Below are 19,734 nucleotides of genomic sequence, written 5' to 3'. Positions count from 1 at the left end.
ACTTTCAAGTACGGAGGTTACCTGCAGGTTACTATTAGAGTGCAAGACCATGATGGTTTAGAAGGAGTTAGTTGATATATGACTGATACGCTGAGAGAAGAAATAAGGGAAAAGATCGTTAACGGAGACTATAACTGCGAAAAGGAACTAACCTTGTCAGTGTTAAGCGGAAAATGGAAGGTCGTCATTTTATGGCATCTGGGTGTGGAAGGAGCGCACCGTTTCAGTGACCTGCAAAGGCTGTTTCCGAAGCTGTCGCATAAAGTGCTGACCAATCAGTTGCGGGAGTTGATGGAGGACGGTATTGTGCACCGGGAAGTGTATCCCGAAGTGCCTCCAAAAGTGGAATATTCAATGACTGAGCTGGGAATGACGATTTTACCGATTGTGGAGATGATGTATGACTGGGGGAAAAAACGGGTGCAATCCATTCGTGAAGAAATGCAACGCAGCAGTGAGGGAAACGTCTAAAATCTTGGATGCGATCTAAGGTGGACATTATCGCTTTGTCATATGAAAAAAAGAACGCCTTGCACTATGAGTACAAATTGCACTTAGAGCAAAGGCGTTCTTTGGCATGTTAGCAGTCTGTGTGTGTTTATCATGTTAGTTTAGGAAAAATAGCTGTAGCCGATATGGATCATTGCTGTTCAATTGCTGGTAGAACCTCAATCCAACGTGTAGCCCAAGTACCGATATGGTCAAACAAAGGAGCTAAATCGCGTCCCTTATCTGTAAGAGAGTATTCAATCCGTACAGGCTTCTCAGGATAAACCATACGTTGTATGATCCCTTCTTCCTCCAGCTCTTTCAAACGGTCCGAAAGGACCTTTCCGCTTAAATTAGGGATTGAATTCTCAATAGCGACGAAACGTTGCGGACCATTGGTTAGTTGAAATACGATCAACACCGTCCAACGTTTGCTTAGTAGCTCCATAGCTTTTTCAAACCGTGGGCACATCTGCGGAATGTTCATGTGATCACCTCATGCTCTTATTATTAACGATTCACTGTTAAAAGTAAATGATTTTACTTTACATAAATTTATTACTTGACGAAATCGAATGATATAAATATACTTTGTTACATAAAGTAACTTGTTGGATTTGATACGGAGCCTTATATATGAATACTTAAAATTTGAACTTATTTTGATATGATTAATGATAAAATGAACAGGTACGAACGAATCGTTGTGGTTATGGTTTGGGCGCAGGGGGAAGTCGGATGAAGCTGGAATGTGAAGTGTGTGTAGTTGGGGGAGGACCCGCAGGGACTTTGTTATCCTGTCTACTGGCGGAGCAGGGTGTTTCCACGATATTGGTTGAGCGGCAGAGCTTGCCCGGAAAGGCTTTCCGCGGTGAAATTTTAAATGATGAGGGTCAGGAAGTGATCCAAAAGCATAAGCTGCTCGAACAAATTCATGAGGATTATATTCTCGCCTCCACAAGAATCGAGTATTGGCAGCATCGGCAGCAGGTCAAAACGGTCGAGCCAGCTTCAAACCATGGTAATGTGGGAGTGCACATTCCACAACCTCGATTTTTGGAGGCTTTGCTCAAGCAGGCGTCAACCTACGAGTCCTTCCGTTACCTGGCGGGTACAACGGTGACTGCGTTGGAAGGTAATAGTGAGCAGGGGTACACGGGCTTGATCGCCCGCAATAAGAACGGTCATGAGATCACGATTGACAGTTCGTTGATTGTAGGGGCAGACGGTCGCCATTCGACTGTGCGCAAGCTGGCTCAGATGCCTGTGGCGAACATTCGACACGGCTATGATCTGCTATGGGCGAAAATCACGGCACCTGCTGGGTGGGAGCCCGTCACCCGTCTGGCACGGGTCAACGGAGGGCAGTTGGCTTTATTCTCGCAGGCTGAAGGCTATATTCAAATTGGCTGGAATGTGGAGGAAGGTAGCTTTTCAACCCTGTTTAAGCAATCCTTTGAACCATTTATACAACTGTTTACCGAGGCTTTTCCAGATTTGAAGCATAGTGTGCATGATCACATTCGTTCATGGAAGGACTTCGTACCGTTGGATATTTTCAGCAGCCGCAGTGACACCTGGACGCAGAACGGACTGGTCCTTATTGGAGATGCGGCGCATACCATGACACCTACCGGAGCTTTTGGCTTGAATGCAGCTTTGAAGGATGCTGATGTGCTAGCCAGTGAGCTTCTTCGTTTACGACAGAAGAGCTATACCGCAGGAGACCTAAAGGCGTTCGAAGACGGACGACGACAGGCTGTCACCGAGCTTCAGGAACGGCAGCTGACGATGGAATCCACGTTTCATGAACATTTCTTACACATAGTTCAATGATTTATACCCTGACAATAACGATTAGCCTTTGAAGAATTAGGCATTTTTCTATATAGAGCTCATATAAAGGATGGTGCAGAGAGATGAACCAAAAAGATGTAGCTACGCTACTTAACGATAAAATTCAAACCGTTCGTGGAGAGCAATCTTCGACGATTTTGGTAGGACCGATCAAGCTGCCAGTTAATATGGAAGGAGAAACGGTTGTTTTTCAGTGGTACTGCTGGTTGCCCGTACGGGATGAGGAAGATCGTCAGGACTTACTTAATGCCACTGCTGAGACGATTGTGAAGCGATTGTCCACACTGGATTTGGCAGAGGGACAACAGTCAAGCGTTTTGGTGTATGGCGATCTTGAACAGTCGGAAAATGCATTAGTTCGCATGCATAGTATTTGCCATACTGGAGATATTTTTGGTAGCAAGCGTTGTGATTGCGGATTTCAACTCCACCAGTCCATGAAAATGATCGTGGAACATGGAACGGGTGCGTTGTTCTATCTGGCTAACCATGAAGGCCGCGGAATCGGTTTGTTTAGTAAAGCAATGGCTTATATTCTGCAGGAAGAAGGCATGGATACTGTCGAAGCCAATCATCAGTTGGGTTTTGAAGATGATACACGCAACTATGCGGATGCCATTAGTGTGCTCCGTCACCTGAGACAAAGACCGGTAACTTTGATTACAAATAATCCTAAAAAAATGGATGCTTTGAAGAAGTCGGGTATGAATGTGGCGGGTCGCATGCCTCTCTGGGGCGATGTGTCGCAATATAATGAACGGTATTTGAATACAAAAGTGGAACGATCCGGCCATTTGCGGGATTCCGATCTCAGGGAGGTTCTATGACCACTCACGAAAAATATATGCGCCTGGCACTGGAAAATGCCAGAAGTGCTAAAGGGCAAACAGAACCGAATCCGCTCGTCGGATCAGTCATTGTCAACAACGGTCGTATCGTTGGGATCGGCGCTCATCTGAAGCCCGGCGAGCCACATGCCGAGATTCATGCGTTGCGTATGGCGGGTGAACACGCTCAGGGAGCGACGATTTACGTAACGCTGGAGCCGTGTTCCCATCACGGCCGGACAGGCCCGTGCGCGGAAGCGATTGTGAAGGCTGGCATTCGTCGAGTGGTGATTGCAGCGCTGGACCCGAACCCGCTGGTTTCCGGCAGAGGGGTACAGATTTTGAAAGATGCGGGCATTGAGGTCATTGTCGGAGTATGTGAGCAGGAATCCATCCGCATGAATGAAGTGTTCAATCAATATATCGTGAGCAAGCGTCCTTTTATTACGATCAAATCGGCAGTAACGCTGGACGGTAAAATTGCGACCCGGACCTCGGAAAGCAAGTGGATTACATCTGAGGCTGCACGGGAGGATGTGCATCGTCTTCGTAACGAGCATGTGGGAATCCTGGTCGGTGTACAGACGGTGATTCACGATAATCCTCAGCTTACGACTCGTCTACCGGAAGGACGGAATCCGATTCGTATCATTTTGGATAGCAAGCTTCGAATTCCATTGGATGCCCGTGTCATTACAGATGGGGAGGCACCTACCTGGATATTCACAGGACGCACTTATGATGAAAGCAAGCGAAGCCAGTTGGAACAGCTTGGTGTGAGGATATATCCGACACAGGATGAAAACAGCGATCGGGTGAACCTGCCGCAAATGCTGGATATTCTGGGTGCGGCGGAGGTATCATCGGTGTTCGTGGAAGGCGGAGCCGAGGTGAACGCTTCGTTCGTGCAGCAAGGGCTGGCAGACAAGCTGGTGCTGTACATTGCACCAAAGCTGGTTGGAGGACGCGCTGCCCCGGGATTTCTCGGGGGAGAGGGCGTGTCTGCGATGAGCGATGCGGTGGCATTGCAGGATTTGAGCGTAACGCAGGTGGGCGTAGACTGGAAAATAGAAGGGTATTTTGAGCGGGAAATATGAGTGTTGTTTGCGGGTGAAGAAGGCGCTCCGCGAAGGGGCTGATCTTCCGATCGCTGTTGCAGTGGGATTCTTCGGATTGTATAAGATATTTAAAGGTAAGAATCCCACGGCAAAGGCGAACGCTTACGCTTCTCCAGATTCAACTCCTTCGCTCCGCCACTGCCCGCCGCAAAGTCACTCTTTTTCCGAAATGGTGTGGAGCATGGGAAGGGCAAAAGGACTTAAATACTCAAAAGCTCATATACTTAAAAGAACAGAGAATCTGAAGGGCAAAAAGGCCTGGAGGATTCTTTTTTTATATGCTAAACGTTTATTAGGGTGAATGGTTAATGGGATGAATAACTCATAGGGTGAATGTCTTATGGGGTGAAGTCGAGATAACATAATTACGCATGCTTGGGTTTTTCGTCCTGGTTTCTTATGGATTTTCAGAGGCTTTCGCCTCGTTTAGTTAGAATATAGAAATAAAAGGATTGACCTGGAAATTGGGATCGAGCACAATGAAGTTGAATTCAACTTGGAAGAGAGAAGGGAAAAGCCTTGCAGTAAAAGGGATTAGAGAAATCAAAGGAGGATGTAGGTTGTGAAAAAAACGATATTATGCTTGTTAAGTGCCAGTCTGATATTTTTAGCTGCACCAGTTTCTACTAAAGCCTTTTCGGGTGAGGTCACACAAGGCGCTGGCTCATATTCAACCACACTACCTACCGGAGCAGCAACACCGCAAACCGAGATTTACAAAACAGCGAATGTAACCAGCCCAATGCCTACCAATGACTGGTGGAGCAGTCTAGCCTGGGTACCGTACTCCGAGGCTCAATATCCGCATCCCCTTGCCTTGAAAAATCAGCAAAACGGTTTACGCATCTTTAACCCGAGTGGGAAAATTACAGTAAATCCTGGATACATCGCAGGCTGGATGGATGATGTGAACGATTTTACCGTCGGCCATTCTGTAAGCGCTTCATTTTCCGACGCCAAGGTGGACGGTTTCAGCGACTGGTTTGTCAAATCATTATTTCAAAGCGGCAGCAATAAAATGAGTGCTACCTATGGACACGGCTCCCCCTATGTTTTTTTTGAGTTTGGCGGTGGCAATCCCAAGCTTTCATTTAATGGGGTGCCAGAGGTATGGTCTGGGTCAGCTAGTTCTCCTGTGCTTGGCATTACGGTTAATGGCTCACACTATGGTCTGTTTGGTCCTTCCGGCACTACCTGGTCTGGCCTCGGAACGAGTACTCTGATCAATCAATTGAACGGGAAAAACTATTTTACAGTGGCGGCTTTGCCTGACAAAACAACCGCGACATTGGACAAATTTCAGCAATACGCCTATTCTTTCGTTACAAGCTCCAAAGCGCAGTACAGCTATAACGAAGCCTCTTCCGAGGTAACGACCACCTTTACTGTTGCAACAACAGCGAAGGAAGGTACACAAAGCGGCACTATTTTTGCCTTATACCCACATCAGTGGAAAAATTCATCACAACCCCTGCTAGGCTATACGTACAATTCTGTACGTGGTCTGATGAAAACAGCAGAGGGTGCTTCTTTTCAAACGAAAATGAAGTTTACAGGGGTACTGCCTTCCCTGCCCGACTTGGGGTCCTACGATAAAAAGACGCTCAACAGTTATATAGACGAAGCGAAAGCGGAAGTCTACTCCGGCGATAGAGACACGTACTGGACTGGAAAACGTCTGGGCAAGCTGGCAGCGCTGGCGCCGATTGCCGACCAGGCTGGCAATACCGCAGCAGCGACCCAGTTCCGCAATGAGATCAAAAGCCGGCTGCAGGACTGGTTTAAGGCCAGTGACAGCTCGGGGAATCTGAAAAGCTCCAGTCTATTTGTGTATAACAACCATTGGGGGACATTGATCGGTTATCCTGACAGCTTTGGTAGTGCGGTAGAATTAAATGACCATCACTTCCATTATGGATACTTTATCAAGGCCGCAGCCGAAATTGCACGTGTGGACAAGAACTGGGCATCCGATTCCCAATGGGGACAAATGGTGCAGCTGCTCATTCGCGACATTGCCAATACCGACAGGTCTGATTCAAAATTTCCGTATTTGCGTAATTTTGATCCCTATGCCGGGCATACCTGGGCTTCCGGCCATGCCAAATTTGGCGACGGCAACAACAACGAATCCTCCTCGGAAGCGATGAATGCTTGGGCCGGTCTTATTTTATGGGGCGAGGCGACGGGAAATACTCAAACTCGTGATCTCGGCATCTATCTATACACAACGGAAATGAACGCCATTAACGAATACTGGTTTGATGTGCATGGCACAAACACCCCTGCAGGGATGCAAAGCGCGACGGCAAGCATGATCTGGGGTGGTAAAACGGTAGGGAATGCAACATGGTGGACCGATAATGCCACAGAGGTGCATGGTATCAACTGGCTCCCGATTACCTCGGCCTCCTTGTATCTGACGCAATATTCGGAGTATGCGGCTAAGAACTATAACGATCTCCTGCGAAAAAGCGGTGGGAATTTCAGTCCATGGGAAGATATTGTGTATATGTACAGAGCAATCTCGAACCCGTCCGATGCCAAGGCCAAATTCAGTGCACGCGTAGCGGCCATGACACCGGAAGCGGGGAATTCCAAGGCGAATGCCTACCACTGGATCTACAATTTGGATGCTTTAGGCAACATCGACCGCAGCATCACCGCTAATTCACCTATTTATGCCGTATTTCATAAAAACGGTGTAAAAACTTATGTGGCCTACAATTTTACAAACCAGGTCAAAACAGTAACCTTCTCAGATGGGCATAGTATTACTGTGCAGCCGAATAGCTTTAATACCGGAAATGGAAGCAACGGTGGCAATCCGCAGCCTGATACGGAGGCTCCATCCATCCCGGCGAATGTTCGAGCTACGACCAAAACGGCTTCGGCGGTCACTCTGGAGTGGGATGCAGCTACAGACAATGTTGGCGTTACGGGTTATATCGTTTATAAGGACGGGGCTCAGGCAGCAGAGATAAGCGGTACTTCCGCTTCAATTACAGGGCTGAGTGCAGCTTCCACTTACAGCTTTACCGTTAAGGCTCGAGATGCAGCTGGTAACCTATCTGCAGCAAGCAATGCGGTAGGGGTAACGACAGAGCCAGCATCTGGTGGTAATGAGGGTGGCGGAGAAACGGAAGATTATAAAGTAGGAGCTCGCTTTGTCAGCGATCGTGAAGCATTGCTTCAATTTACACCCAAAACAGCCTCAGCCTATGTTGACGTGCATTATACTTTAACGGGTGGACAACAGCTCAATTACCGGATGACAAACAACGGCGGTGTCTGGGAGCAGCGGGTTACAGACCTCGATATCGGGAAGGCTGTCAGCTATTGGTTTACCTATGAAAAGGCGGGATTGCAATACGAGACCCCTTCATTCAGCTATACACACCAGCAGACTTCTTCTACAACGACAGACGTTCCACAACTTCCACTACCGAGCGTTGATCCCGTTTTCGAAAAAACATCCTAGTGGATCAGACCTAAGATACGAACGCGACAGTTAACTATAGAAAGAAAGACACAAGGGAAGCACATACGCTTCTCCTGTATCTTTTTTTATAGGGTCGTAATACTTTCGCCATGTTCGTGAGTTCCAGGTTGCGCGATAATGATAAAGGCTGATACAGGAAGATATTACCGAGGCGTGGATTTCCAAAGGTCCCGCAGTGCCTACCCTGATGGGGTCAGGTATCCTGTAAATCTGATGTATCTATCAACAATTAGGGTTCAATTCCCAATCGCCTTCCACGCGACTTCTGGTAGAGTATTCGAATGATCGAATAAAAACAATGAAAAGACCCGGATGAGAGCATCCCATGTCTGGTCTCGATGACAGATATCGGGGCGATGGCTATGCGGCCAGCGGATACCGGAGAGAGCAAGCGCCGACAGGTTTTGAGGTCTCGGGGATACAGATTCACAGTCGATGTTGGGCTGATGAATCCCATCCCTAGAACACGGAAACAGGCGGTATCTTCCTTTTTCCTCAAGCTTGGCCCCGCCGTCCACCCCGAAGGAATGCTCTGCAAGGGTCCTAACCCTACTAAAAAAATAAAAAAAAATCCTCATTTTAAAAATGTGTGTTGACTATGCGCGAATCAGCGGAGCGGTCCATTTGAATCTGGAGAAGCGAAGCGTTCGCCTTTGCCACTGAATTTTAACCCTATAACGGGTTCATCAAATCCAAAAATTCAGTGGCAACAGCGATCGGAAGATCAAATGGAACGTGGAGCCGCTACACACGGAAATGTACATTTTTAAGTGGAGGATTTTAAATACTAGGAGTGATACGATGTTTAAGAAGATAACGATTAAATCTGATGAGCGCGGGCTGCTGTTCAAAAAAGGAAGCTACCACAAGTTGTTGCACCCAGGAACTTACCTATTAAAGACATTTCAGCAGGAAGCAGTTGAAATTTTGAATGTAGCCGAACCATTTTTTGTACCGGGTCATGATATTCGTTTGTTTTTGGCAGATCCCCTATTGCTTGAACAATTGAATGTCATCGATGTAGAGGACCATGAATATGTATTGCATTATGAGGATAATCGGTTTGTGGGGCTTCTGACGGCTGGGAAATATGCTTTTTGGAACATGCTTAAGGAGCATCGTTTTGTTCGTGCAGATACTCGGCAGCCTGCAATTGATAAGGCATTGTTGGGGCAAGCATTCTTGTCCAAGACACCGGGCTTCTGGAAGGCACTTCAGGTGGCCAGCTATGAAATGGGCTTTTTGTATTACGATAATGTGTTGCAGGGTGAGCTGAAACCGGGCAAATATTATTTCTGGATGTCCACAGTGAATACAGAGATCAAAACGATAGATATGCGACAGCAGCAGTTGGACCTGATGGGACAGGAAATCATGACAGAGGACAAAATCACGCTGCGCCTCAACTTTGTCTGTCAGTACCGTATCATCGACCCGTTGCGGGCGTTGGAATTCCGAGCATACGAGGAACAAATGTACATTATGCTTCAACTGCTGCTGCGTGAGTACGTTGGCACGATGAAGCTGGATGATTTGCTGAAAATGAAGCAGGAGATTGCGGAATATGTTTTGACTCGACTAAATGAGCAGAGCGGCGAATATGGAGTGACTTTTACGTCAGCAGGGGTGAAGGATATTATTTTGCCAGGGGATATCAAGGATATTCTGAATACCGTGCTGTTGGCAGAGAAGAAGGCACAGGCCAACCTTATCACACGACGTGAGGAGACGGCATCCACTCGTAGTCTGCTCAATACGGCCAAGCTGATGGACGAGAATGCCACCCTCTATCGTCTTAAAGAACTGGAATTCATGGAAAAAATCTGCGAGAAGATTGGCACGATTTCGCTGACTGGCGGGAATACGTTGCTGGAGCAGCTGAACACGCTGGTTCACATGAAAGAGGGGCAGGGACTCCAATAACTGGAAATACTCCCGAACGATGAGTGCAAGCCGGCTCAAGGTTCGGGAGTATTTTGCGTTTTAGTTCGTCTTGGTGGATGCAAGAAAAGCGTCCATATCGATCACCGGAATGAGGGTACCCTGATGCTCCATCACAGTAGGGAACAACTCGCGCTGCCATTCTTCCTCATTGCTTTGTAGCTGACTGTCCTCGGCAGAAGCCGTGTCCTCCACCTGATCGACAAGCAGAGCAATCTTCGCACGGCTGAGCAAAATCATTTTGTCTTCGGAGGAATCGCTTGATGCAGGAAGAAGCAGTTTTTTGCGTAAATTAAGGATTGTAAAGACACCACCGCGAATAGTTACCATTCCTTCATGCCACGCTTCGGAAAAGGGAAGTGGAGTCCCTTTTTTGGCATTCATGACTTCTTCTACTTCCACAAAGTTTAAAGCGAACTTTTTGTCCGCCAGACTGCACACAATAAATTCAGACATAGCAATTCTCCTTACATATTCAGATAAGCCATCACAGGTTGTGAATGAGCGGTAAAATGGGTTAGCTATTGCGTTTTGACAGATGGAACGATAAAGTTGAGAATGCGGTAAAGTAGTTGTAGTTAATCACAGAATATCACAAACGAGCAGTTAAATCTTCCAAATTAACAATCATACGGCTAAGGCGTGGCTTCACGTTTCCCTTCATATATAATGTTGGGGACTAAAGCTGTGTCCGATGGCACTACATTTTAAGATAAGCGGGTTGAGGTAGAATGGATCATGAAAAGCAGCGATTAAGTATCGAGGCAGCCAGATTATACTATCTAAACGACTACAGTCAGCAAGATATCGCAGTCAGACTCGGGGTTTCGCGTCCTACGGTATCGCGGTTACTTCAGGCTGCCAAGGAACAGGGATACGTGCGGATCAGTATTGTGGACCCGATGGAGGATATGGACGCGCTCGGAGAGCAGGTGAAGAAGAAATTCGGACTGGATACCGTGTTAGTCTGTTATTCACCGTTAAATGAATATCAGGAGATTAAGAAGCATATTAGCAAAAAAGCAGCCGATTATTTGCATGAAACGGTACAGGATGCTGATATTATTGGAGTGACATGGGGAACAACAATGCATGCCGTGGCGCTTCATCTCCAACAAAAGCAGGTCAAGGGTGTTGAGGTGGTTCAGCTCAAAGGAGGCGTGAGCCATTCACATGTCAACACATATGCCGTGGAAACCGTGAATTTGTTCGCAGAAGCCTTTCATACCATAGCAAGGTATTTACCGCTGCCTGTGATTTTCGACAGTCACGCTGTTAAGAAAATGGTCGAGGAGGATCGGCATATCCAGCGCATTATCGAACTTGGCAAGCAGGCGAACATCGCTGTGTTTACGGTGGGGACGGTCAAGGAGGATGCGTTGCTGTTCCGATTGGGCTATTTTAACGGGGAAGAGCAGAAGCTACTGCAAAGAATTGGCAAGGGCGATATTTGCTCGCGCTTTTTTGACGCTGAGGGCAATATATGCAGTCAGGAAATCAATAGCCGTACCGTCGGGATTGATTTGCCTGATTTGCGAAAGAAGGAGAAGTCCATTCTGGTCGCTGGAGGCCAGCGTAAAGTGGAGGCCATTCGAGCATCGCTGCGTGGCAAGTATGCGAATATTTTGGTGACGGATCAGTTTACGGCTCAAGCACTTTTACAATAGAGCAAGTCGTCTCAACCCAGCAAAATATACGGTTATGGCACGTCCCTACAGGGTAATATGAATTGTAGGTGACGCCTTGTGCATAAGCTTGAACATAATTTCAAAATGTGTTTTACATATGTTCAAAGCCGTGCTATGATGGTCTCATCACAGAGAAATAAATGACTTTTGTCTTCACACTATTTATCTAATGAAGGAGCTTTTAGATATGAACATTGCAGCATTAATCGACCATACATTGTTGCGTGCAGATGCGACGAAGGATGAAATTACGAAATTGACTGCCGAAGCCAAAAAATATCAGTTTGCTTCTGTATGTGTGAACCCGGCGTGGGTAGCTTATGCAGCAGAACAGCTCTCAGGCACAGGCGTAGCCATCTGTACAGTTATCGGTTTCCCGCTGGGAGCGAGCACGTCCGCAACAAAAGCATTTGAAACGAAAGATGCTATTGCTAACGGTGCGACTGAAATTGATATGGTTATTAACATAGGCGCTTTGAAGGCACGTGATGTACAGCTCGTCGAGCAGGACATTCGTGCGGTCGTGGAGGCAGCTGCCGGTACACTGGTAAAAGTGATTATCGAAACCTGCCTGCTGACAGACGAAGAGAAGGTACTGGCATGTGAGCTGTCCGTCAAAGCGGGAGCGAATTTTGTGAAAACCTCGACAGGCTTCTCAACAGGTGGAGCTACTGCGGAAGATGTGGCTTTGATGCGCAAAACGGTAGGACCTGAGATTGGTGTTAAGGCTTCAGGCGGTGTACGCAGTCTGGAAGACGTGCAAAAATTAGTAGAAGCTGGCGCAAGTCGGATCGGTGCAAGTTCCGGTGTGAAGATCATCGAGGGTGAGCAGTCTACATCTTCCTACTAAGTTTCATTTTAAAGTCATGGAGGGATTCGCGATGAAGGATCAATTGATTCAAAAAGCGCTTGAGGCGCGTAAACAGGCATATGTTCCGTATTCGAATTTTCAGGTGGGTGCTGCGGTTCTCGGAAGCGATGGCACGATTTATCACGGATGTAATGTGGAAAATGCCTCCTACGGCTTATGCAATTGTGCAGAGCGGACAGCGATTTTTAAAATGGTATCCGAAGGCTGCCGTAAAATTGATTCGATTGCGGTTGTAGCTGATACGGAAGGGCCTGTGTCTCCATGTGGGGCCTGTCGTCAGGTCATTTCCGAATTTGCTCATCAAGATACCAAAATTTATCTGACAAACCTTCATGGCAACACGGAAGAGTGGACGGTGGATCAATTACTGCCGGGTGCCTTTCGACCTGCGGATCTGGGGAAATAAAAAAAAGAATGCCTCTTTGGGGCGCATTCTTTTTATGGGTAATGTAAGCGCTTAATGTAATGAGGGGGAAATTAAATGAAATATGTAATCGCTCTGGTGGGACTGCTTGTTGTATTTGCACTTACTTACGTTGCCAGCAGTGACAAGCGCAAAATCAGATATCGTCCGCTGGTGGTTATGGTTGTGTTGCAGGCGGCGCTAGCTTTTGTATTGCTGAATACAGGGATTGGTGAAATTCTAGTCAAAGGTTTTGCAAAAGGGTTTAAAAGTCTGATTGATTATGCTATGGAAGGGATTAACTTCGTTTTTGGCGGAATTGCGAATGAAGGAGCAGCACCGTTCTTTATCGGTGTACTGCTGCCAATCGTGTTCATATCCGCGCTGATTGGTATTTTGCAATATGTAAAAGTGTTGCCTTTTATTATTAAATATATCGGGCTTGTCTTGAGCAAAGTAAACGGAATGGGTAAACTGGAATCCTACAACGCTGTAGCTTCGGCTATCTTGGGTCAATCCGAGGTGTTTATTTCCGTTAAGAAGCAAATTGGTCTGCTGCCAAAACATCGGTTGTATACGCTGTGTGCGTCTGCGATGTCTACAGTGTCCATGTCGATTGTGGGAGCTTACATGCAAATGTTAAATCCCAAATATGTGGTCACAGCTTTGGTATTGAACCTGTTCGGCGGCTTTATTATCGCTTCCATTATTAATCCGTACAAGATTGAGAAGGAAGACGATTTACTGGAGGTTCAGGAGGAAGAGAAGCAGTCCTTCTTCGAAATGCTCGGGGAATATATTATGGACGGTTTCAAGGTTGCTATTACGGTAGCTGCAATGCTGATCGGTTTTGTGGCGCTGATTGCCATGGTTAACGGAATTTTCTCCTGGTTGTTTGGAATCAGCTTTCAGGCGCTGCTTGGATATGTGTTTGCGCCTTTCGCTTTTGTCATGGGTATTCCGTGGAACGAAGCCGTTCAGGCGGGCAGCATTATGGCTACCAAACTCGTATCCAACGAATTCGTGGCCATGCTGGATCTGACCAAGCAAACAGGCTTGTCGGAGCGCACGGTCGGGATCGTATCGGTATTCCTCGTATCCTTTGCTAACTTCTCATCCATCGGTATCATTTCCGGGGCTGTGAAGGGTCTGCATGAAAAACAGGGAAATGTGGTGGCCCGCTTTGGTCTGAAGCTGTTGTACGGGGCAACGCTGGTTAGCGTGCTGTCGGCAACGATTGCAGGGTTGTTTTTGTAAAAAAAACAGCGAGTCAGGAAAGGATTTTTATGATGTCTAAATTCAAACGGATTCACTTGGTGGTTATGGACTCGGTTGGTATCGGCGAAGCGCTGGATGCTGCCCAGTTTGATGATTACGATGTAGATACGCTCGGTCATATTGCCCGCGAACGCGGTGGCCTGAAGATGCCGAATATGGGTAAGCTCGGTCTGTCCAATATTCGTTCCATAGAAGGGGTAGCAGCGGCCGACAAGCCGCTCGCGTATTACACTAAGATGCAGGAAGCGTCCAATGGCAAGGATACGATGACGGGCCATTGGGAAATCATGGGCTTGAACATTGCAGTTCCTTTCCGTGTATTTCCTGATGGGTTCCCGGATGAGCTGATTCAACGCATTGAGGAGCACACAGGTCGCAAAGTTATTGGCAATAAGCCTGCTAGCGGAACGGAAATCATTGATGAACTGGGCGAAGAACACGTGAAAACTGGAGCGCTCATCATCTATACCTCGGCGGACTCTGTGCTGCAAATTGCGGCGCATGAGGAAGTTGTACCTTTGAAGGAGCTCTATGAGATTTGCGAGTTCTGCCGTAAAATCACGCTGGAAGATCCGTACATGCTGGGTCGCATTATTGCACGTCCGTTCGTAGGCGAGGCAGGGAACTTCTCCCGTACCTCCAATCGACATGATTATGCGCTCAAGCCGTTTGGTCGCACCACCATGAACGAGCTGAAGGATGCAGGCCTGGATGTGATCGCCTTGGGTAAAATCTCCGACATTTATGACGGTGAGGGTGTGACGAAGGCGGTGCGTACGGTGTCCAATATGGACGGCATGGATAAGCTGGTGGCTACGCTCGATGAGAACTTCACCGGATTAAGCTTTCTGAATTTGGTGGACTTTGACGCTGTATACGGTCACCGTCGTGATCCGCAGGGATATGGTCAAGCTTTGGACGATTACGATGCGCGTCTGCCAGAGGTTTTTGCCAAAATGACCGATGACGATCTGCTGATCATCACTGCAGATCATGGGAATGACCCGACGTATCGTGGAACGGATCACACCCGCGAATATGTACCTTTGCTGGCATATTCCCCGCGTTTTACAGCTGGGGGCAAGGAGCTTGCGGTTCGTAAAACCTTTGCTGATATTGGAGCGACTGTAGCAGATAACTTTGGTGTAAAACTGCCTGAACACGGAACGAGCTTTTTGGCAGAGCTTCAGTAATCAAGGACTAGCAAGAGTAAGCAAGATTACTAGTAACGATATAAATAACGATACAAGCATGGACAAATGGGACGGAGGAATAAAAAATATGAGTGTACACATTGGAGCCAAACCCGGAGAAATTGCAGAAACGATTTTGCTGCCAGGAGACCCGCTACGGGCAAAATTTATTGCTGAAACGTATCTGGAGGACGTGATCTGTTACAACGAGGTTCGCGGAATGCTCGGATTCACGGGTACGTACCAAGGCAAACGCCTATCTGTGCAGGGAACTGGGATGGGGCTGCCTTCAATCAGTATTTATGTCAACGAACTGATTAGCGAATACGGTGTGAAAAACCTGTTCCGCGTAGGTACATGCGGCGGAATGAAGGAGCATGTGCACGTTCGTGACGTCATTTTGGCACAGGCATCCTGTACGGATTCCGGTATGAACCGCCATATCTTTGGCGGCTACGACTACTCGCCGATTGCCAGCTTCGATCTATTGAAGGGCGCTTATGATCGTGGTGTTGCCAAAGGCTTGAACATGCATGTCGGTAATGTATTCAGCTCAGACAGCTTCTACCGTGATGACAAATCAGTGGTACAAAAGCTGATGGAATACGGCGTGCTGGGTGTAGAGATGGAAACTTCGGCTTTATATACGTTGGCAGCCAAGTTTGGCGTAAACGCACTGACGATTCTGACGGTAAGCGATCATTTGCTGACGGGGGAAGAAACGACCGCGGAAGAACGGCAAACAACCTTTAAAGAAATGATGGAAGTTGCACTGGATACAGCAGTATCTCTGTAAACGATCATACGCACAGTGAGGAGAAATGACATATGAGAATGGTAGACTTGATTGAGAAAAAACGTGACGGAAAAGAACTGAGTACGGAGGAAATTAATTTTATTATCCAAGGCTATACTCAGGGTGAAATTCCCGATTATCAAGTCAGTGCATTGGCGATGTCCATTTTCTTCAAAGATATGACTGAACGCGAACGCGCTGATCTGACGATGGCGATGGTTCATTCGGGTGATACCATTGATCTGTCCGCGATTGAAGGTGTAAAGGTCGATAAGCATTCCACTGGCGGTGTGGGTGATACAACAACGCTGGTACTGGCTCCACTCGTAGCGGCCTTGGACATTCCGGTAGCCAAAATGTCAGGCCGCGGCCTCGGGCATACCGGAGGAACAATCGACAAGTTGGAGGCTATTGCAGGCTTCCACGTCGAAATCAGCAAGGACGAATTTGTGGATTTGGTGAATCGCAGCAAAATTGCGGTCATCGGACAAAGCGGCAACCTGACACCTGCGGACAAAAAGCTCTATGCCTTGCGTGACGTTACGGCGACGGTCAACTCGATTCCGCTGATTGCCAGCTCGATTATGAGTAAGAAAATCGCTGCCGGCTCCGATGCCATCGTGCTCGATGTAAAAACAGGTGCAGGCGCATTTATGAAAACCGTAGATGATGCCAAAGCACTGGCACATGCCATGGTGAGCATCGGTAACAATGTGGGTCGCAAAACGATGGCAGTCATTTCCGATATGAGTCAACCGCTGGGTCTGGCCATCGGTAACTCGCTGGAAGTGAAAGAAGCGATTGATACGCTGCGTGGCGAAGGACCGAAAGATCTGGAAGAGCTGTGTATGGCTTTGGGCAGTCAGATGGTATTTTTGGCAGGGAAAGCAGAATCCCTGGAAAACGCCGAAGAAAAGCTCAAAGAAGTCATTCGCAATGGAAAAGCACTGGAGAAATTCAAAGAGTTTATTGCGAATCAGGGTGGTGACGCTTCTGTGGTGGATCATCCTGAACGCTTGCCACAAGCACAGTATCTTATTGAGGTGCCTGCGAAGCAGGACGGTGTGGTAGCTGAAATCGTGGCTGACGAAATCGGTACCGCTGCGATGTTGCTTGGAGCAGGACGTGCGACCAAAGAATCCGAGATTGATCTGGCTGTCGGCTTGATGCTGAACAAAAAGGTCGGGGATGCTGTTCAAAAAGGCGATTCACTGGTTACCATCCATGCGAACCGTGAAGATGTAGCTCAAGTACTGGAGAAAATCTACGCGAACATCCGTATTGCGGATCATGCGGAAGCACCAGTGCTGATCTACGGAACGGTGACAGAGTAAGCGGTAAGCCCTATACAAAAAGTCGTATTGGGTGTCTTTGATTAAGTTTGAAAAATATGACAGCTGGACTCATAATAGATATGAGTTCGGCTTTTTTTATTGTAAGGCGGAGGGCACAGAGGGGGAGAGACATGTTCAGATTATACAGCGATGTTCGGGGGGCAGCCTATGAAAGACTGATTGATTATGCTATGGAACGGGCAGACACGTTTATGCTAGGCATACATAAATGGGCGACAGAGGATGAGAATGGAGTGATCGACCAGGATGTCCTGTTCAAGGAATTGTTACAGCAATTGAAACCTTTTTTACTGTCCACACACTCATATGAGGAAATTAGGGGCATGCATTCCATTGCCTACACACAAGGAACATTTTACCGATACCAATGTGCGCCTGAGGCAGGGGGACTATTAAAGCAAGCGGCGTCCAGTCTGTTTTCCTGGGTACATCCCCAATTGCCTGAAGATTTGTGCTTCCAGAATGCGGATGGAGAGGATTGGATCATTAACATAGCTCACGAACGAATAGGTAGACTAAACATGGCTACAGAAGAAGCGGATGAATTGGAGAAGCTTATCCCCGGTGTGTTTATTCACAAACCTGAATATCATCAGAATATAGATGTTTTTCTGAACGATGCTATTCGGAATCAACCGGATCGAGTGGAGCTTATGTCGTTTGGCTTGAGGGAGATACCGGAACGGATTAGAGAACTGCATTCTCTGAAGCATCTGACCATTTTCGAGCAGGATATACGAACACTACCGCATGCTTTGTTCGAATTGGAATCGTTGGAGTCACTGACGATACAAGTAGCGGATTTGGAAGAGCTACCGGCTGATATTGCCAAGCTGACCCGGCTCAAAAGCCTGAGGATCAGCTGTGGATGCTATGATCGCCCGGCACCCGACTTTATATATAAAATGACTTGGCTTGATCGCTTCCTTATAGAAGATAAGCCGTTCCATCTGTGCAATCACGGTGACGACTGAAGGATAGATAAGAAGAGGAGGAAATCAAATGGTGGAGAAATGGGTTTGGATGGGGGTTGCAGGGGCAATTGTGGGTTATGCCACTTTTGCTAATCTTTCAACGAGCACGCATACTACATCATCGGCGAGTGTAACGCATCAGGCAGCACCGCTTAGCAAGCAGAATGAGCAAGGGGGCGTAGCGAAGCGTATCGTACATGACCAAAGAATGCAATTTGGAGGACAAGGACAAACGAGCTTTAGATTTGAAGAGGGGCACAAGTTGTACATCAGTATCAAGAATACAGGAAAGCAACCCGTACAATACAAGCTCAATAGTGCGAATGGATTAGACTTGCAAGGGTCAACGAGCGGGTTTTCCAGCCAAACGTTGCAGCCGGGAGAACGCCACGATCTGCTGTTTGTAAAGCCAGAGGGGCAGGATGAAGCTGCAAATGACTCCTTGAAAGAGATGATTTTGAAAGTAAGTACGGACGATGGATCGCAAGGAAACGTTAAAACCTTCGCATATATTACACTGTAAGCTCCTTCCAAAAAGGGGGCGACATGCGGTCATTAGTCTACTTATGTTACAATAGAACGGTTGAAGACTTAATGAACAGAATAGGTCAGAGCAGAAAGCAGAAAGGATGACCCGTTGTGCCCAAAAACCATGAATTCGGTAATCAAAAGATGTCACGGAGGCTGTCACTCACAGCCATTTTACTTACACTTACTTTTGTAGCACTTACTGGCTGTGGTCAGGATAAGAATGCTGAAACCATTGATACTGGAAGCAGTACAAGCGTAATCGAGAACGGAGCCGGTGGTAATCGTAGCGGTTCAGCCCAAAGTGACAAAGCAGCGAAAGAGAGCGAGAGTGCAGAAAACAGCGGTACGGATGCACAAAAGTCAGCTCCTTCGGCTCCAGCTGCTTCATCGGATACATCTTCTTCTCCGGCAGTCTCCAATCCATCGCAAAATCCATTTGAGGTAGCAGGTATTCAAGATCCTAAAGCGTTTTTGAACACGTTCAAAGCGCTGCAGAAGGCAGTTGCCGACAATGACAAGGAGAAAGTGGCCGATTATATTTTGTACCCTCTGCGTGTTAATGATAGTGAAAAGTCGCTAACGATTCCGAATAAGAAAGATTTTTTGGCCAAGTATGATCAGATTTTTACGGACGCAATTCGCGAGGCGCTGGTGAATCAAAAGACAGATGATTTGTTTGTTAATTATCAGGGAGTCATGGTGGGTTCCGGTGAACTGTGGTTGAGAAGAGCTACGGACAATCCGAAGCTTTTTGGAGTCTTTTCGATTAATCTTGAAACGGTTGCCAACTAAGTCGTACTCCGTGTGTAAATGACCTCTAAACGGTCGGAAACATATATCATGTTTCTGACTGCCCCCCTTTAAAGAAAGAAAAGTACAGATGATACATACCAAAAAAAGGTTTGACATCA

The 19,734-nt window shown here is 47.2% G+C and carries 19 protein-coding genes; 17 read left to right on the top strand and 2 right to left on the bottom strand.

Annotated features, from left to right (window positions below):
- Positions 1-78: 78 nt before the first annotated feature.
- A complete protein-coding gene (locus tag AOU00_RS09000; RefSeq protein WP_069290444.1) occupies positions 79-471 on the top strand; it encodes a winged helix-turn-helix transcriptional regulator in 393 nt (130 codons plus the stop codon).
- 169 nt (positions 472-640) lie between these two features.
- On the opposite strand, the gene AOU00_RS08995 is transcribed toward AOU00_RS09000, so the two are convergent.
- Positions 641-976, bottom strand: coding sequence for a winged helix-turn-helix transcriptional regulator (locus AOU00_RS08995; RefSeq protein WP_069290443.1), 336 nt, complete (start codon positions 974-976; stop codon positions 641-643).
- A gap of 251 nt (positions 977-1,227) precedes the next feature.
- Between AOU00_RS08995 and AOU00_RS08990 the strand changes: the two genes are divergently transcribed.
- From AOU00_RS08990 to AOU00_RS08965, 6 genes are all read left to right on the top strand, one after another.
- A complete protein-coding gene (locus AOU00_RS08990; RefSeq protein ID WP_069290442.1) occupies positions 1,228-2,325 on the top strand; it encodes an FAD-dependent monooxygenase in 1,098 nt (365 codons plus the stop codon).
- Positions 2,326-2,408: 83 nt separating this feature from the next.
- Entirely contained in the window at positions 2,409-3,173 is a 765-nt protein-coding gene (locus AOU00_RS08985) for a GTP cyclohydrolase II (protein ID WP_069290441.1), read from the top strand.
- The gene (ribD, locus tag AOU00_RS08980) at positions 3,170-4,270 is read left to right on the top strand and encodes a bifunctional diaminohydroxyphosphoribosylaminopyrimidine deaminase/5-amino-6-(5-phosphoribosylamino)uracil reductase RibD (protein ID WP_069290440.1); all 1,101 of its coding nucleotides are present in this window, start codon (positions 3,170-3,172) and stop codon (positions 4,268-4,270) included. The genes AOU00_RS08985 and ribD overlap by 4 nt, the downstream gene beginning before the upstream one ends.
- Before the next feature lie 13 nt (positions 4,271-4,283).
- On the top strand, positions 4,284-4,592 hold the full coding sequence (locus tag AOU00_RS08975) for a hypothetical protein (protein WP_155765232.1): 309 nt from the start codon (positions 4,284-4,286) through the stop codon (positions 4,590-4,592).
- Positions 4,593-4,853: 261 nt separating this feature from the next.
- Complete coding sequence (locus AOU00_RS08970; RefSeq protein ID WP_069290438.1) at positions 4,854-7,772, top strand: glycosyl hydrolase; 2,919 nt, start codon at positions 4,854-4,856, stop codon at positions 7,770-7,772.
- An 822-nt stretch (positions 7,773-8,594) separates the two neighbouring features.
- Positions 8,595-9,716: a slipin family protein gene (locus AOU00_RS08965; protein WP_069290437.1), complete on the top strand. Its 1,122-nt coding sequence runs from the start codon at positions 8,595-8,597 to the stop codon at positions 9,714-9,716.
- Positions 9,717-9,776: 60 nt separating this feature from the next.
- Here the strand turns inward: AOU00_RS08965 and AOU00_RS08960 are convergent, their stop codons facing one another.
- Positions 9,777-10,190, bottom strand: coding sequence for a chemotaxis protein CheW (locus AOU00_RS08960; protein ID WP_069290436.1), 414 nt, complete (start codon positions 10,188-10,190; stop codon positions 9,777-9,779).
- Positions 10,191-10,465: 275 nt separating this feature from the next.
- On the opposite strand from AOU00_RS08960, the gene AOU00_RS08955 reads away from it, so the two are divergent.
- The 10 genes from AOU00_RS08955 to AOU00_RS08910 all read left to right on the top strand — a co-directional run bounded on the left by AOU00_RS08955 (position 10,466) and on the right by AOU00_RS08910 (position 19,615).
- Positions 10,466-11,401 (top strand): DNA-binding transcriptional repressor DeoR, encoded by a 936-nt coding sequence (locus tag AOU00_RS08955; protein WP_039273918.1) that lies wholly within the window; start codon positions 10,466-10,468, stop codon positions 11,399-11,401.
- Positions 11,402-11,609: 208 nt separating this feature from the next.
- A complete protein-coding gene (gene deoC, locus AOU00_RS08950) occupies positions 11,610-12,272 on the top strand; it encodes a deoxyribose-phosphate aldolase (protein ID WP_039273921.1) in 663 nt (220 codons plus the stop codon).
- 31 nt (positions 12,273-12,303) lie between these two features.
- Positions 12,304-12,699: a cytidine deaminase gene (locus AOU00_RS08945; RefSeq protein ID WP_029519322.1), complete on the top strand. Its 396-nt coding sequence runs from the start codon at positions 12,304-12,306 to the stop codon at positions 12,697-12,699.
- Between the two features lie 75 nt (positions 12,700-12,774).
- Positions 12,775-13,953, top strand: a complete 1,179-nt coding sequence (locus tag AOU00_RS08940; protein WP_039273923.1) for a NupC/NupG family nucleoside CNT transporter — start codon at positions 12,775-12,777, stop codon at positions 13,951-13,953.
- Between the two features lie 29 nt (positions 13,954-13,982).
- Positions 13,983-15,167, top strand: a complete 1,185-nt coding sequence (deoB, locus tag AOU00_RS08935) for a phosphopentomutase (protein ID WP_172828280.1) — start codon at positions 13,983-13,985, stop codon at positions 15,165-15,167.
- A gap of 88 nt (positions 15,168-15,255) precedes the next feature.
- Positions 15,256-15,963, top strand: coding sequence for a purine-nucleoside phosphorylase (deoD, locus tag AOU00_RS08930; protein ID WP_039273925.1), 708 nt, complete (start codon positions 15,256-15,258; stop codon positions 15,961-15,963).
- A 32-nt stretch (positions 15,964-15,995) separates the two neighbouring features.
- The gene (locus tag AOU00_RS08925; RefSeq protein ID WP_025722513.1) at positions 15,996-17,297 is read left to right on the top strand and encodes a pyrimidine-nucleoside phosphorylase; all 1,302 of its coding nucleotides are present in this window, start codon (positions 15,996-15,998) and stop codon (positions 17,295-17,297) included.
- 131 nt (positions 17,298-17,428) lie between these two features.
- On the top strand, positions 17,429-18,292 hold the full coding sequence (locus AOU00_RS08920; protein WP_069290435.1) for a leucine-rich repeat domain-containing protein: 864 nt from the start codon (positions 17,429-17,431) through the stop codon (positions 18,290-18,292).
- 28 nt (positions 18,293-18,320) lie between these two features.
- Positions 18,321-18,815, top strand: coding sequence for a putative periplasmic lipoprotein (locus AOU00_RS08915; RefSeq protein WP_039273930.1), 495 nt, complete (start codon positions 18,321-18,323; stop codon positions 18,813-18,815).
- A 116-nt stretch (positions 18,816-18,931) separates the two neighbouring features.
- Entirely contained in the window at positions 18,932-19,615 is a 684-nt protein-coding gene (locus tag AOU00_RS08910; protein WP_039273932.1) for a hypothetical protein, read from the top strand.
- The last annotated feature ends 119 nt before the right edge of the window (positions 19,616-19,734 follow it).

This window comes from Paenibacillus polymyxa (assembly GCF_001719045.1).
In the GTDB taxonomy this organism is placed as follows: Bacteria; Bacillota; Bacilli; order Paenibacillales; family Paenibacillaceae; genus Paenibacillus; species Paenibacillus polymyxa_B.
The sequence above is the reverse complement of the archived record's forward strand: the minus strand, read 5'-3'. Positions and strand labels throughout refer to the sequence as shown.

Coding starts and splice junctions, on each gene's coding strand:
- AOU00_RS09000 (WP_069290444.1), top strand. CDS start 79: ATGACTGATACGCTGAGAGAAGAAATAAGGGAAAAGATCGTTAACGGA.
- AOU00_RS08995 (WP_069290443.1), bottom strand. CDS start 976: ATGAACATTCCGCAGATGTGCCCACGGTTTGAAAAAGCTATGGAGCTA.
- AOU00_RS08990 (WP_069290442.1), top strand. CDS start 1,228: ATGAAGCTGGAATGTGAAGTGTGTGTAGTTGGGGGAGGACCCGCAGGG.
- AOU00_RS08985 (WP_069290441.1), top strand. CDS start 2,409: ATGAACCAAAAAGATGTAGCTACGCTACTTAACGATAAAATTCAAACC.
- ribD (WP_069290440.1), top strand. CDS start 3,170: ATGACCACTCACGAAAAATATATGCGCCTGGCACTGGAAAATGCCAGA.
- AOU00_RS08965 (WP_069290437.1), top strand. CDS start 8,595: ATGTTTAAGAAGATAACGATTAAATCTGATGAGCGCGGGCTGCTGTTC.
- AOU00_RS08960 (WP_069290436.1), bottom strand. CDS start 10,190: ATGTCTGAATTTATTGTGTGCAGTCTGGCGGACAAAAAGTTCGCTTTA.
- AOU00_RS08955 (WP_039273918.1), top strand. CDS start 10,466: ATGGATCATGAAAAGCAGCGATTAAGTATCGAGGCAGCCAGATTATAC.
- deoC (WP_039273921.1), top strand. CDS start 11,610: ATGAACATTGCAGCATTAATCGACCATACATTGTTGCGTGCAGATGCG.
- AOU00_RS08945 (WP_029519322.1), top strand. CDS start 12,304: ATGAAGGATCAATTGATTCAAAAAGCGCTTGAGGCGCGTAAACAGGCA.
- AOU00_RS08940 (WP_039273923.1), top strand. CDS start 12,775: ATGAAATATGTAATCGCTCTGGTGGGACTGCTTGTTGTATTTGCACTT.
- deoB (WP_172828280.1), top strand. CDS start 13,983: ATGATGTCTAAATTCAAACGGATTCACTTGGTGGTTATGGACTCGGTT.
- deoD (WP_039273925.1), top strand. CDS start 15,256: ATGAGTGTACACATTGGAGCCAAACCCGGAGAAATTGCAGAAACGATT.
- AOU00_RS08925 (WP_025722513.1), top strand. CDS start 15,996: ATGAGAATGGTAGACTTGATTGAGAAAAAACGTGACGGAAAAGAACTG.
- AOU00_RS08920 (WP_069290435.1), top strand. CDS start 17,429: ATGTTCAGATTATACAGCGATGTTCGGGGGGCAGCCTATGAAAGACTG.
- AOU00_RS08915 (WP_039273930.1), top strand. CDS start 18,321: ATGGTGGAGAAATGGGTTTGGATGGGGGTTGCAGGGGCAATTGTGGGT.